Raw genomic sequence first — 13027 nt, 5'->3', positions numbered from 1 at the left:
GGAGGCGGCGGCGCGGCCCCCGCCCGGCGTCCCGGTGCAGGCTTCCGACTTCAGGAGGCCGCCGAAGCCGTCGCCGGCTCGGGCTGCCCCTCCCGGTCGGAGGGCCGCTGCCGGCGCAGCGCCGGGGCCGCGAACACGGCGCCCAGTACGGTCCACAGGACCAGGTGCCCGCCCAGCGAGAGCACTCGGAAGTCCCACAGCAGGGCGGCCGGAACCGGGACCGGGTCCGGGTTGTCCGGCAGCAGGAAGAGCGCCGCCAAGGTGGCGACGACGGCTGCCGCGGCCCCCAACTGGCGTACCGGAAGGCCGTGCCCGGCCTGTCCGAGCCGCTGGTGCACCTGGTGCGCCAGCACCATTCCCAGTACGCCGATGACCAGCGCGGCCAGCCACAGGCCCTGCCGTTCGGTGACGGTGCCGCCGTCACCGACCCCAGGCGGGTTGGCGGGGTAGCGCAGCGCCGGGAGCAGGGACAGCGCGAGGAATCCCGCACCGGCCAGGCCCATGGCGCGCTGCCAGCCGCGGCCGTCGTCGCGGGCGGCGGAGCGGTTGACGAGGGCATAGGCGAGGGTGAAGAACACCCCGATCGCCAGCCCCGCCACCACGGCGGTGACCACCAGCCCGAAGTGCTGGGTGCCCCGGCTGAACAGCTCTTCGGCCTCGGCGGCATGGCTGTGCCCACCGTGACCCGCGTGGCTGTGCGCGGCGGCTTCCGCCGCCGAGCGTTTCTCCTCCAGCCGGATGGCGCGGTCCATCACGGGTTCGGCGAGCAGCAGCGAGAACAGCCCCGTGGCCAGTCCCGCGATCCCGCCGGCCGCGAGGCCGCGGCCGAGAAGGGGCAGCAGGGGATAGGGAGTTGGCTGTGCGGAGACGGACATGTCGAGCGACCCCCGATCGGTCAGTGGCAGGGGGCGCCGAACAGATGACGGCCGTCGTGTGAGAACTCGTGGAGGTAGGAGCCGGTGGCCGAGACGAGATTGCCGTTGTCGACGAAGACGGCGTACAGCGCGATCAGTGCGACGATCGCGGCGGCGGCGACGATGAGCCAGTCGCGGGTCCTGACAGTCGCCGGGTGTGCGGCGGCGCTCTCGGATGCGACGGTCGTGCCGACGGTGTGCGGGGACATCCGCATGCCTCCTCCTGGGGTTTCCACGCCCCATCGGTGGAGAAGCGACAGGTCAGTTCCTGACTCCCGCAGCCGTCGGGGGCGGCTGCGGACACAGTGGCGGGACCGTCCCGGAGTCGCACCGGGTTCCTGCGCTCTGTCGCCTCAATATGGAAGTGTGCCGTCCGGGAGGCTCCCAGCCTGACATGGGCACTGTCAATAAGGACTCCGTCACACCGGGTGCGGAACCCGGCCGTGCGGTACGGGCCCTGTGACACGATGGGCGACGTTGTGGCCCGTCAGGGGTCCGGCCGACGGCCGGTCGCTGGTCCGTCGGCGGCCGGAGCACAGCCGAGGGGGAATGGATGTACGGCAGCGCCAAAGACGGCGCACGACACCTGCGTACGGCGCATACGGTGCGCGCCCGCGCCCGGAACGTGGCGGGCAGCGCCCTGGCAGCGGCCCTGCTGCTGGCCGGCTGCTCGTCGTCGGGCGGCGGTTCGGACGACGGTGAGCAGCCGGATTCGACGGTGCGGCAGCGCCCCAAGTCCGTTGCCCCGTACTGGGTGAACCCCCAGGGCAGCGCCGCGCGGCAGGCCCGTGCCTATGCGAAGGACGGGAGTTCCGCACGGGCCAGGCAGCTCGCGAAGATCGCCCGGCAGCCGGTGGCGGAGTGGATCGACGCGAAGGACCCCCGTGGCCACACCGCCCGCGTCACCAAGGCCGCTGCCGCCGCGGACCGCGCCGCGCTGCTCGTCCTCTACAACATCCCGCACCGCGACTGCGGCCAGTACAGCAAGGGCGGCGCGAAGGACTCGGCGGCGTACCGCAGTTGGCTGGACGGCGTCGCGGAGGGCATCGGGAACCGGACGGCCACGGTGATCGTGGAGCCGGACGCCCTGGCGCACACGGTCTCCGGCGACTGCGCCGCGCCGCAGCAGCGCGAGGAGCGTTACCAGCTCCTCCACGACGCCGTCAGCCGGCTCGGGAAACTCCCCCGTACGAAGGTCTATCTGGACGCCGGCAATCCGGACTGGGTCCGCGATCCGGGCGGGCTGGTCGAACCGCTCAACCGGGCGGGGATCGGCGCGGCCGACGGGTTCGCGCTGAACGTCTCCAACTTCCAGACGACCGCCTCGAACGTCGCGTACGGCAAGCGGCTGTCCGCGATGGTCGGCGACAAGCCGTTCGTCGTCGACACCAGCAGGAACGGAAACGGGCCGCTGCGCGGTGGCGGGCAGGAGAGCTGGTGCAACCCGCCCGGGCGGGCGCTGGGCGAGGCGCCCACCACCAGGACGGGGAACAAGGCGGTGGACGCCTACCTGTGGATCAAGCGCCCCGGGGAGTCGGACGGCCAGTGCCGTGGGGGTCCTGCGCCGGGTACTTGGTGGCCGTCCTACGCGTTGGAACTGGCCCGCAACGCCAAGGGGTAGCCCTCCCGCCCTGTTCTGGGGAGGGGCTGCCCCTGGCTGTCGGTTGCAGGCTGCGGGTGCGTTGTCGTTGCTCGCGCAGTTCCCCGCGCCCCTTACGGGGCGCGTCCCCCCTACTTCGGGTTCCCCGCAGTCACCGGGGGATGGGCCGCACCGGGGTCGACGTTCACCTTGACCCACTGGGCCTTCGACGGGACACCGTTCCCGTCCACGCCGAAGACCATCCACCAGCCCGGCGTCACCAGTGACGGATCGTCCGGGATGGTCGTGGTCACCGTCCCGTCAGGCGACTTCTTCATCTTCAGCGCCACCGACGACTGCTCCACGTTCGTGACGTGAGTGAAGGAGCCGGGCCGCACCAGTCGGAGCTTCTTCAGTGAGGCGGCGTCCTTGCTCTTGAAGGAGATACGCGCGCCGGGCGCCAGCGTCCGAGGGCTGCCGCCCGCCTTCCGCAACTCCGGTTGCTGCTTTCCCTTGTGCAGATACGGCGGTGTGTAGATCTCGATCCGCTGGTCGAACGCGCCCGGCTTGGTGTTGGCCTTGTCCGCGTACAGCGAGTCGGAGCCGAAGGTCATCACCCGGCCGTCGGGCAGCAGCAGACCGCCGGAGTGGTAGTTGCGGCCGACCAGGGGCGCGGCGGCTTCCTTGAACTGGTTGGACTTCGGGTTGTACAGCGCGGCCTTCAGCACGTTGCTGTCGCTCTTGCCCCGGTAGCGGCCGGAGCCGTTGGTCGTCAGCACGGTGTCGTCCGGCAGGATCACGCTGCTGGGGTAGCGGACCTTGTCGTAGAGCTTGGGGCCGTCCTGGAAGCGCGGGGTGTCGGACGTCAGATCCACGACGCGGGTCTTGTCCGTGGTTTTGTCGGACTCGCCGACCCCGCCGCCGCCCTCGACGATGAACTTCCGCGACTGGGTGGGGGGCAGGGGCACGGACATCGCCGTCTCCAGGACGTCCGGGTCGCTCATGCCGGGGATCTTGGTGAACCGATTCGTCCGAAGGTTCCAGACGCCGGGGACGCGGCCCTTGTCGGCGGGTCCGTAGCCGGCGGTGGTGCCGCTGTAGAAGACCCGGTTCTCACCGATCAGATGCAGCCCGGGGTAGGTGGGGAAGAAGCGGGTCCTGGGCATGTAGTGCCACTTCTTCGTCCTCGGGTTGTAGATCTCGTTCTTGCCGGGGACGACCTGGCCGATGTCGTCGAGCCCGGAGACGGTCAGCACCCTGCCGTCCTGGAGGGTGAGCTGGGTGGGGTACCAGCGGGCCTCGTTCATCGGGTCGACGGTGATGTAGCGCTCGGCCACCGGGTCGAACTCGTAGGCGTCCTTGATGCCCTGGAAGTCCTTCTTGTCGAAGGACATCTTCTGGGCGACGCCGTAGACGTTCCGCTTCCATGTGCCGTGCAGGCCGCTGACCCGGTACTGGTCCTCCGTACCCGTCTGGTGCTTCCGGCCCTTCTTCGCCGCCTCGGCGTAGACCCGGGTGACGCTGTGCACGGTGTCGACCTTGCCGGTCCTCGGGTTCTTCACCTTCTTCGCGCGGGGGAGGATGACCGTGTGCTGGGCGACGAACGTCTTGCCGCTCTTCCGCCCGGTGAAGCGGGTGCCCTTCTTGATCGTCTTCCCGCGGTCCGGGTTCTCGTTGTAGAGGAACATCAGCCCGCCGGCCTTCTTCACATCGCCCTTCAGCGTCTCGTAGCGCTGGGTGCCGCCCGCGACCAGCAGTTTTCCGTCGGGGAGCTGGTTGTGCCCCGAGCAGAACAGATCGTTGGGGGTGGGGATGTTCTTGAAGGTGTTCTTCGCCGGGTCCCACAGCACGGTGCGGAAGCTCTTGGCCTTGAAGTTCGTCGCGTCGTTGCCCGAGCCCGCCACCAGCAGCACCTTGCCGGTGTGCAGCAGCGCCGCGTGGATCGTGTTGATCCGGTACTTCTCGGGTACGCCGACGATCTGCCAGTGGCCCTTCTCCGCCTTGTACTCGGGCTGGTTGATCTCGTAGTCGTGGTACTTCGCCGAGGCGAAGCCGTACAGCGCCGGGCCGTTGAACCCGGCGATGAGCGCAACGACCGCCGTACCGATGGCTATGCGCCGGGCCCGCCGCTTCCTGGCGCCCGCCACCCGGCGGCGGCTCCGTCGGTTTGTCATCGTTCGTGTCCCCCAAGCGCGGTGTGGTGCATCTGCTGGTCGTACGAGGGTGCGGGCGAGGCCGAGGACTCAGGGGGCCCGGGCGAGGGCGCGGGTGCGGACGCGGACCTCCTCCGGCGTCCCCTGCGCGCACGGCGCCGCTTCTCAGCCCGCACGGTGGACCGCCACCCGACGATCGGCGCCGCCGTGATCAGCAGCGCCAGCGCGGCCCAGGTGAGCATCGCCGGGTGGTCGTGGCCCAGGAAGAGGGAGCCGACGAGCGAGCCCCCGAAGACCGCGATGAAGAACAGGTGCACCCGGAACGTGCCGAAGAGGGTGTCCGGGCTGGCCGAGTTGCCCTTGGGGGTGACGACGAACTTGCTCTTGCGCCGCAGCACGGTGTCGAACAGGGAGCGCGCGTAGATCGGCGCCGACAGCGCGGACATCAGCATCCCGGCCAGCCCGCCCGAGCCCTCCGGCTCGTGCGGGGAAACGTTGTGCCGCCGGTTCCACACGTACAGCCCGATCTGGAGTGCGGTGGCGTTGCCGTACAGCGCCATCCAGATGGTCGGGTCGATCTGCACGCCGGAGGCGCCCATGCCGAGGAAGAGGGCGCAGGACAGCGCGGCCAGGATCCAGTTGAGCGCCGAGGCCGGGTAGAAGAGCATCAGCAGCGTGTAGTTGAACATCTTGCCGACCGGCATGCTGCCCAGGCCGCGCCAGTACTGCTTGAGGATGGTCTCGTACGTGCCGCGCGACCAGCGCAGCTGCTGGGTGAAGAAGTCCGTCCAGGCGTTGGGCCCCTCGCCGACGGCCAGCACGTCGGGGGTGTAGACGGAGCGCCACTTGTTGCCGGTGGCCGGGTTGCGGTGCCGGTGCATCTCGAAGCCGGTGGCCATGTCCTCCGTGATGGAGTCGTAGAGGCCGCCGATGGCCTTGAGCGCCTTGATGCGCACCGCGTTGCTCGTACCGACGAACATCGGTGCGTCGTAGCGGTTGCCGGCGCGCTGGATGAGGGCGTGGAAGAGGAACTGCTGGCTCTCGGCGGCCTTGGTGACGAAGTTGTCGTAGTTGCCGTAGACCTGCGGGCCGATGACGAAGCCGACGTCCGGGTCGCGGAAGTAACCGAGCATCCGCTCCAGGTAGTTGGGCAGCGGAACGTGGTCGGTGTCGACACCGGCGAAGAAGTCGTAGTCGTCGCCGTGCGCGTCCAGCCAGGCGTTGTAGTTGCCGTGCTTGGTCTTCGCACGGAAGGCGCCCTTGGCGGTGTTCCACCCGGGGACGCCCTTACGGGAGAAGTGGTGCACCCCCAGGCGCCGGCAGACCTCCTTCACCTCGGGGTCGTCACCCTCGTCGAGAAGCCATACGTGCATGGTGCCGCGGTGCCGGACCCGGACGGCCGCCTCCAGGGTCCTGGTGACCATCTCGATCGGTTCCTTGCCGGGCACGAACGAGGTGAGGAAGGCGACGCGGGTGCCGGTCTCGGGCACCACGGGCACCGGGTCGCGGGCCACCAGGGTGGCGTGTGCGTTGGAGAGCACATTGAGCGTACGGAACAACTCGATCAGACCGATCGAGACGAGCATGACGACGTCGAGCTTGAGCACGAGGTCGGACACCTCGCCCGCGTCGCGGCGCGTCCAGTGGTCCGGCTGCATCAGCCAGATCAGCAGCGCGGCGGACAGCAGCGGGGCCAGGCACAGTAGGAAGCCCGCGCGGAACCGGTGCGGCTCGTCGGCCAGCAGGCTGCGGTACCGCACCCGGTAGGGCCGTTCGGGGTCGGGCCGGGTGAGCGGGCCCGCCAGCCGGCTGAAGTGCTCGTAGTCGTAGCGGGGCGCGGCGCGCTCCCAGGGGTGCTGGGAGGGTCTGCGGGAGCGGGAGCGGTGGGGGGCGGTTAAACGCTGTGAGGGCTGCTGTCCGCCGGATATCGGCGGTCTCGGTATGCGCAGTTGTGTCGTCTGCGTCGGGTCCTGGTCGTCGAAACCCTGCGGGCCGCCCGTGCGCGGCGTGGTCATGCTTCTGTCCCCCCGCACGCCCGTATGGGGCGTGCCCTCGTGCCGAATCCGCACCCTGGCCCCCGCGTTGGGCGCGGCGTACTTGGTCTCAGTGCCCCTGCCCCCCGCAGCACTGTTCGACCGATCGCACGTCAGGTTCTACAACTTGGCACATGAACGCAAGAGCGGAAGGGCGGTTTAACGCCCTTGGGGCGTTATGGAAGCGGCAGATGTGATGGAGGAGTCATCGAACCGTGGCTGCCGCGTGGTGGCGTCCGGCGCGGTCGAACGGAGCCGCTCCCGGATGTTGCCGAAGTGGGCGCGGACGGCCTGCTCCGCGCGCCGCATATCACCGTCCCGTACGGCGTCGAGGATCGCGGCGTGCTGCTGCCAGGTCACCCGCGGGTCGGGGTGCAGCTCGGCGAGGTCGGTGCGCACCCGGTGGAACGCGTCCCAGAACGCGTCCAGCACCTCGCTCAGCAGCGAGTTGCCCAGCCCGGCGTAGAGCGCCGAATGGAAGGCCCGGTCGGTCTCGGCCCGCACCTGGCCCGCGTCCGCCTCCCGGCGCATCCGGTCGACCAGTTCCTCGAGTTCGGCCAGCTGCCGCGGTCCGGCCACCAGCCGCGCCATCAGCCCCGTCTCCACCGCCTCGCGCAGCTCCAGCAGTTGCAGCAGGCTGTCCTCGCCGCGGTAGTGCCCGGCGACGGTGCGGAAGGAGAGCCCCTCGGTCATGGGGGCCATGGACATGGCGCCGACGTATGTGCCGAAGCCGTGCCGGATCTCCACGATGCCCATCGCCTGGAGCGCCTTGAGCGCCTCGCGTACGGAGTTGCGGCTCACCTCCAGCCGCTCCATCAGCTCCGTCTCCGTGGGCATCGGGGCGCCGGGCGGCAGCCGCTCCTCGATGATCAGCCTCTTGATCCGCTCCTGGATCTCCCCGAGTCTTCCCCGGCTGCGCACCCTGTGGCCTCCTTCACCCGGGCTTGGTCACCGGGCTGCGTCATCCCGCCCTTCGGGCTCCGGCATCCCGCTCTTGGGCCGTCAGCCTACGCGGGCCCCTCCGGGCGGGGTGCGGCGAAGGTGACCTGATGCGGCCCCGGGCGGCCGTCGGTCGCGAACGCCAGCAGCCGCTCGCCCTCCTCGGCCAGCGCCCGCTCCGCCTCGTCGTCCAGCCGTCCGAAGGGGGTGAGGGTGAGGGTGGCGGTCTTGCGGCTGGTGTCCGCCTTCCAGGTGCCGCGCACCTTGCCGTCCACCAGGAAGGTGCCGGGCACCTGCCCGTTCTTGCTCACCAGGGCGCGGCGGACCGGCTCGTCCATGAGCCGGGAGCGGTCGGCGTGGGAGAGGATGATGTTGTCGTACTCGGCCAGGAAGCGCACCGGCAGCGGGAGTTCGGCGTCGGGCCGGGGCGCGTCGGGCAGGTCGAACAGCTCGCGGCCCGACTCGTCGTCGGTGAAGACCCGCAGCTGCGGCCGTAGCCGCTCCAGCACCTCGCCGAGCCGGGTCAGCCCCGACCATGCCTGCGCGTCCCGTACGGAGGCCGGGCCGAAGGCGCCGAGGTAGCGCTGCACCATCGCGTCCACGGAAGGCTCGGCCGCCAGGGGCCGCCCCAGCCACCGCTCGACCGTGTCCACCACCGGCTGCCCGGAGCGCCCCCACAGTCCGCGTGGCGGCAGTTGCACCAGCGGCAGCAGATAGCGCGCCGTCATCGCCAGCGGACGGGCCTCCACCTGTGGCCAGCGCTCCTGGAGCCGGACGCCGAGCTGGCTGCCGGTCAGCGGCTGTGCGGCGAGCAGTTCGCGAGCCGCCTCGGCCACCTGCCAGGGGTCCTCGCCGCCGAGCTGCTTGGCGAGGGAGGTGCGCACCCAGTTCTCGTGCAGCGGCTGGGTGAGGGCGCGCAACTGGAGGGCGTCGCGGTCGCTGACCAGGTGCACGGTGCCGCGCATGACGCTGAGCCGGACCAGTTCGCGGCCCTCCAGCAGCAGCGAGAGCTCCCGCGGGTCGAAGTCCGCCACCCTGCTCCACAGCGCGAAGTACGGCGGTTTCGGCGCCTGGGCCTGGATGCCGACCAGGTGCTCGACCGCGTCCCGTACCGGCATCTTGGCGCGTTCGACGAGGAGTTGACGTGCGAGGAGTGCGCGGCTCAGGGCCGGCCGCGTCAGGGTTGCGGGCATGGTGAGAGTCTCGCCGATGGCACCCCGCCGCGCCACGCGATGACGCAGCACGGCGCGCCCGGAACCCCAACGGCGGGGGACGAACCGGTCCATGCGGTATGGATGGAGACTCTTTCCGCAAGGGCACCGATAAGGGAACGCCTTCATGCCGTCCATGCACAACGCCACCGCGGGCGCCGGAGCCCGCGGCGCGCTCACTCCCGGCACGCTCGCCCTGGTCCTCGGGGTGTTCGTCGTCCAACTGGGCTTCCTGCTCTCCTACATCGGCTCCTTCCACAACCCGGATCCGCAGGGCATCCCGGTCGCCGTCGTCGCGCCCCAGCAGACCGCCGAGCGGCTCGACCGGCTGCCGGGCGACCCGCTGGCCGTCACCGTGGTCAAGGACGAGCGGGCGGCCCACGAACGCATCCGGGAGCGGAAGGCGGAGGGCGGCTATGTGATGAACCCGCGCGGCGACCGGGACACCCTGCTGGTCGCCTCCGGCGCGGGCGGACCGCAGGCCCAGGCGCTGCGCAACGTCGGCGAGCGGGTGGCCGGCGAGCAGCAGCGGCAGCTGAAGGTGGTCGACATCGCTCCGTCGGGGCAGCAGGACTACGAGAGCCTGACCGCGTTCTACCTCATCGTCGGCTGGCTCGTCGGCGGCTATCTGCTGGCCTCGCTCATGGGGGTGCTGGCCGGTACCCGCCCGGCCCGGCCGGAGCTCGGTGCGCTGCGGCTGGCGGGGACGGCGGGGTACGCGATCCTCTCCGGGCTCGGCGGGGCGATCATCGTCGACCCGGTGCTGCACGCGCTGCCGGGGCACTTCGTGGCGCTGTGGTGGGTGGGCGCGCTGCTGGTCTTCGGTACGGCGGCGTGCACGCTGGCGCTGGAGGCGTTCCTGGGGGTCGTCGGCATCGGGGTCGCGGTGCTCATCTTCGTCGTGCTCGGCAACCCGAGCGCGGGCGGCGCCTTCCAGAAGCATCTGATTCCCTCGTTCTGGCGGGCCATCGGCGACTGGATCCCGACCGGCGCGGGGACGAGTGCCGTACGCAACATCGTCTACTTCTCCGGCAACGCGCTCGGCACCCCGTTGCTGGTGCTCGCGGTCTGGGCACTGGCGGGTGCGGTGCTGCTGATGCTGGGGTCGCTGCGGCGCAGGGAGCCCGGGCTGTCCCTCCCGATCTGAGGAGCCCGGGGGGCTGCGGGCCTCCCGACCTGAAGGGCGCAGAGGGCTGCGGGCCTCCCGACCTGAGGAGCCCGGCGGGCCGCGCCCCTCCCGACCTGACGCTACGTCAGCTATCGTGCGCGGCCATGAGCGCATCGGCGAGCGCACCCCGTACACACCCCGCGCCCCAGCCGGCGGGCACCGTCGCCGAGCTGATACGGGCCCAGTGGCACGATCCGCACCCCGGCGGGCTGCAGGCCGCCGGGCTCACCCTCACCCGGCAGGCCGCTGCCTCCGCGGCCGCAGCGCGCGCCGCGCTCCTGGCCGATCTGCTGCCCCGCGACGCCGAGCCGCACGTCGGGCTGCTGCTCGACAACACCCCCGAATACCCCCTCTGGCTGGCCGCCGCCGCGCTCGCCGGAGCCACCGCCGTCGGCATCAACCCCACCCGGCGCGGTGCCGAACTGGCCCTCGACATCACCCACACCGAGTGCGCCCTCCTGGTCACCGAACGCGCCCATCTGGCGCTGCTGGAGGGCCTGGAGCTGCCCGTGCTCCGGCGCGGCACCGGCACGCACCCCGGGCGGCTGCTGGTGACCGACGAGCCGGACTACACCGAGCTGCTGCGCCCCTACGCCGCCGCCGAGCCGGGCGAGGTCACCGTCGCCCCGCCCGAGCCCTCCCGCCGCATGCTGCTCACCTTCACCTCCGGCTCCACGGGTGCCCCCAAGGCCGTCGTCGTCACCCAGGGCAGGCTGGCCGCAGCCGGCAGCGCGCTGGCCCGCCGGTTCGCCGTACAGCCTCAGGACGTCCACTACCTGTGCATGCCGATGTTCCACGGCAACGCCGTCATCGCGGGCTGGGCGCCGGCGCTCGCCGCGGGCGCCGGGGTTGCGCTGGCCCGCCGCTTCTCGGCCTCCCGCTTCCTGCCCGACGTACGCGCTTACGGGGCCACCTACTTCACCTATGTCGGCCGCGCCGTCCAGTATCTGCTCGCCACCCCGGCCCGCGAGGACGACGCCGACAACCCGCTGCGGCTCGGCTTCGGCACCGAGGCCGGGCCTGTGGACGCGGCCCGCTTCACCGCCCGGTTCGGCGTCCGGCTGGTGGAGGGCTACGGCTCCTCCGAGGGCGGTGCGGCCCTCCAGCACACCGAGGGCGCCCCGCCCGGCGCCGTGGGCCGCGCCGCGCCGGGCACCGACCTGGCCGTCGTGGACCCGGACACCGGCGTGGAGCGCCCCCGCGCCCGCCGGGCACCGGACGGCACACTGCGAGGCGTCGCGGCCGCCATCGGCGAGCTCGTCAACCGGGAGCCGACCCGGTTCGAGGGGTACTGGAAGAATCCGGCAGCCGACGCGGCCCGCACCCGGAACGGCTGGTACTGGACCGGCGATCTGTTCTTCCGCGACGAGGAGGGCTGGTTCCACTTCGCCGGGCGCGCGGACGACAGGCTGCGGGTCGACGGCGAGAACCTGGCCGCCGCCGTCATCGAGAACATCCTCGCCCGCTGCCCCGGCGTACGCTCCGCCGCCGTCTACGCGGTGCCCGACCCGGTCTCCGGCGACCAGGTCATGGCCGCCCTCGCCGTCGGCCAGGAGGGCACCTTCGATCCGAAGGCGTTCACGGCCTTCCTGGCCGGCCAACCAGATCTGGCCACCAAGGCCGCGCCCCGGTTCGTCCGCGTACTGCACGCGCTGCCGCTCACCGCCACCCACAAGATCGACCGCGCAGCGCTGCGCCGCACGGGCTTCCGCTGCCCGGAGCCGGTGTGGTGGACGCCATACGACGAGCCGGGGCGGACCGGGGGAGAGGCCCTGCAGCGCGGCCCGGGCGCCGGCTACCGTCCGCTGACCGGCCCGGACCTGGCGGCGCTGCTCGACCGGTACGCGGCACACGGCCGGGTGGGGCTGGTGGCGGGCCGGACAGCGGCGGACGAGTGGTCATCAGCACCCTCGCGAAGGGGGTAGTATTTCTCTCGTCGGCCGGAAACGGCGACGGGCGCCGCTAGCTCAGTTGGTTAGAGCAGCTGACTCTTAATCAGCGGGTCCGGGGTTCGAGTCCCTGGCGGCGTACACAGAGACTGTGGCCCCCTTGGTTTCCAAGGGGGCCACAGTCGTATGTGCACCGGGCGCCGTCATGATCGTGCGCGACGCTTCGGCCGCGTCCGTGCCCGGCGCCTCAGATCGCCAGCGACAGCATCACCGGCGCGGCCCGCTGGCTCAGCACCTCGGCGGCTCTGCGCAGCCGGTGCGCCTGGGTGACGGGGAGCGAGAGGGCCAGACAGCTGACCGCGGAGCCTGCCGTCACCGGCACCGCGGCGCAGACCGTGCCCACGGCGTACTCCTGGAGGTCGAGCACCGGGACGGTGGGCGGCTGCCGGTCGAGCGCGGTCAGCAGCAGCCGCTCGTCGGTGATCGTCCGCGAGGTGAGCCGTGGCGTCCTGTGCCGGGAGAGGTGGTCGAGGCGCCGGTCGTGGTCGAGCTGGCTGAGCAGGCACTTGCCGATAGCGGTGGCGTGCGCGGCCGAGCGGAAGTCCACCCACTGGTTGACCGCCGGGGTCGTGGGGCCGTCGGCGACCTGGGTGTTCTCCAGCTCCCCGTCCTGATACCGGCCGAAGTAGACGGCGGCGCCCACGGTGTCCCGCAGCTCGTCCAGCGTGGCCTGGAGCCGCTCGCGGAGCGCACGGGCCCGGTCCACGCCGGAGCCCAGCAGCACCAGCGCCTCGCCGACGACGTACGAGCCGTCCTCCAGGCGGGCCAGATAGCCCTCGCGGCACAGCATCCGCAGCAGCTGATCCAGCTGGCCCGCGGGCAGCTCCGCACCGCGGGCGATCGCCTCCTCGTTGACGCCGTCCCGGTACCGGGCGACGGTCTCCAGCACCCGCAGGGCATGCCGTACGGAGCCGAAGGGCGTGACCGGCTCCCGTCCCGGCTCCTCGGACGGGCCTCCGGGTGGTTGGAGTAGCGTCACGGTGTCCCCCTGGAGGTTGTGACCGTTTGTACCGAGCCCGCTTCGTGCGGTCACGGCTTCATATCTCACGATAGCGGTCAACCATGGCCGAGCAGGGGGCTG

The 13027-nt window shown here is 71.5% G+C and carries 10 protein-coding genes, 1 tRNA gene and 1 riboswitch; of the genes, 4 read left to right on the top strand and 7 right to left on the bottom strand.

All coding sequences use genetic code 11. The features are described from left to right. Positions 1-50: 50 nt before the first annotated feature. Positions 51-875 carry a CbtA family protein gene (locus ACQEU8_RS31145; protein ID WP_433107000.1) on the bottom strand — a complete coding sequence of 275 codons (825 nt, stop codon included), beginning with the start codon at positions 873-875 and terminating at the stop codon, positions 51-53. A 20-nt stretch (positions 876-895) separates the two neighbouring features. Further along, the gene (locus ACQEU8_RS31140) at positions 896-1129 is read right to left on the bottom strand and encodes a CbtB domain-containing protein (protein WP_433106998.1); all 234 of its coding nucleotides are present in this window, start codon (positions 1127-1129) and stop codon (positions 896-898) included. 27 nt (positions 1130-1156) lie between these two features. Then, a riboswitch (cobalamin riboswitch) is annotated at positions 1157-1278 on the bottom strand. Between the two features lie 189 nt (positions 1279-1467). Between ACQEU8_RS31140 and ACQEU8_RS31135 the strand changes: the two genes are divergently transcribed. Then, entirely contained in the window at positions 1468-2535 is a 1068-nt protein-coding gene (locus ACQEU8_RS31135; protein WP_433106996.1) for a glycoside hydrolase family 6 protein, read from the top strand. Between the two features lie 110 nt (positions 2536-2645). Here the strand turns inward: ACQEU8_RS31135 and ACQEU8_RS31130 are convergent, their stop codons facing one another. The 4 genes from ACQEU8_RS31130 to ACQEU8_RS31115 form a co-directional block, all read right to left on the bottom strand. After that, positions 2646-4667 (bottom strand): galactose oxidase-like domain-containing protein, encoded by a 2022-nt coding sequence (locus ACQEU8_RS31130; RefSeq protein ID WP_433106994.1) that lies wholly within the window; start codon positions 4665-4667, stop codon positions 2646-2648. Beyond that, positions 4664-6661, bottom strand: coding sequence for a glycosyltransferase family 2 protein (locus ACQEU8_RS31125; RefSeq protein ID WP_433106992.1), 1998 nt, complete (start codon positions 6659-6661; stop codon positions 4664-4666). The genes ACQEU8_RS31130 and ACQEU8_RS31125 overlap by 4 nt, the downstream gene beginning before the upstream one ends. Before the next feature lie 177 nt (positions 6662-6838). Continuing rightward, positions 6839-7600, bottom strand: coding sequence for a FadR/GntR family transcriptional regulator (locus tag ACQEU8_RS31120; protein ID WP_433106990.1), 762 nt, complete (start codon positions 7598-7600; stop codon positions 6839-6841). Between the two features lie 86 nt (positions 7601-7686). Beyond that, a complete protein-coding gene (locus ACQEU8_RS31115) occupies positions 7687-8811 on the bottom strand; it encodes a winged helix DNA-binding domain-containing protein (RefSeq protein ID WP_433106988.1) in 1125 nt (374 codons plus the stop codon). Between the two features lie 154 nt (positions 8812-8965). On the opposite strand from ACQEU8_RS31115, the gene ACQEU8_RS31110 reads away from it, so the two are divergent. The 3 genes from ACQEU8_RS31110 (at position 8966) to ACQEU8_RS31100 (ending at position 12027) form a co-directional block, all read left to right on the top strand. Beyond that, positions 8966-9976: a DUF3533 domain-containing protein gene (locus tag ACQEU8_RS31110; protein WP_433108848.1), complete on the top strand. Its 1011-nt coding sequence runs from the start codon at positions 8966-8968 to the stop codon at positions 9974-9976. A 125-nt stretch (positions 9977-10101) separates the two neighbouring features. After that, entirely contained in the window at positions 10102-11922 is a 1821-nt protein-coding gene (locus ACQEU8_RS31105) for an AMP-binding protein (RefSeq protein ID WP_433106986.1), read from the top strand. A gap of 31 nt (positions 11923-11953) precedes the next feature. Continuing rightward, a tRNA-Lys gene (locus tag ACQEU8_RS31100) sits at positions 11954-12027 on the top strand. 106 nt (positions 12028-12133) lie between these two features. Here ACQEU8_RS31100 and ACQEU8_RS31095 read toward each other — a convergent pair. Further along, the gene (locus tag ACQEU8_RS31095) at positions 12134-12925 is read right to left on the bottom strand and encodes an IclR family transcriptional regulator (protein WP_433106984.1); all 792 of its coding nucleotides are present in this window, start codon (positions 12923-12925) and stop codon (positions 12134-12136) included. Between the last annotated feature and the right edge of the window lie 102 nt (positions 12926-13027).

It is taken from the genome of Streptomyces sp. CA-250714 (assembly GCF_050936705.1).
Lineage (GTDB): Bacteria > Actinomycetota > Actinomycetes > Streptomycetales > Streptomycetaceae > Streptomyces.
Note: the sequence above shows the minus strand (reverse complement) of the source record. Positions and strands in the feature narration are given on the sequence as shown.

Bases quoted from the DNA above. Each gene is read 5' to 3' on its own strand.
- ACQEU8_RS31145 (WP_433107000.1), bottom strand. From the start codon at position 875: ATGTCCGTCTCCGCACAGCCAACTCCCTATCCCCTGCTGCCCCTTCTC.
- ACQEU8_RS31115 (WP_433106988.1), bottom strand. From the start codon at position 8,811: ATGCCCGCAACCCTGACGCGGCCGGCCCTGAGCCGCGCACTCCTCGCA.
- ACQEU8_RS31110 (WP_433108848.1), top strand. From the start codon at position 8,966: ATGCACAACGCCACCGCGGGCGCCGGAGCCCGCGGCGCGCTCACTCCC.
- ACQEU8_RS31125 (WP_433106992.1), bottom strand. From the start codon at position 6,661: ATGACCACGCCGCGCACGGGCGGCCCGCAGGGTTTCGACGACCAGGAC.
- ACQEU8_RS31105 (WP_433106986.1), top strand. From the start codon at position 10,102: ATGAGCGCATCGGCGAGCGCACCCCGTACACACCCCGCGCCCCAGCCG.
- ACQEU8_RS31140 (WP_433106998.1), bottom strand. From the start codon at position 1,129: ATGCGGATGTCCCCGCACACCGTCGGCACGACCGTCGCATCCGAGAGC.
- ACQEU8_RS31130 (WP_433106994.1), bottom strand. From the start codon at position 4,667: ATGACAAACCGACGGAGCCGCCGCCGGGTGGCGGGCGCCAGGAAGCGG.
- ACQEU8_RS31135 (WP_433106996.1), top strand. From the start codon at position 1,468: ATGTACGGCAGCGCCAAAGACGGCGCACGACACCTGCGTACGGCGCAT.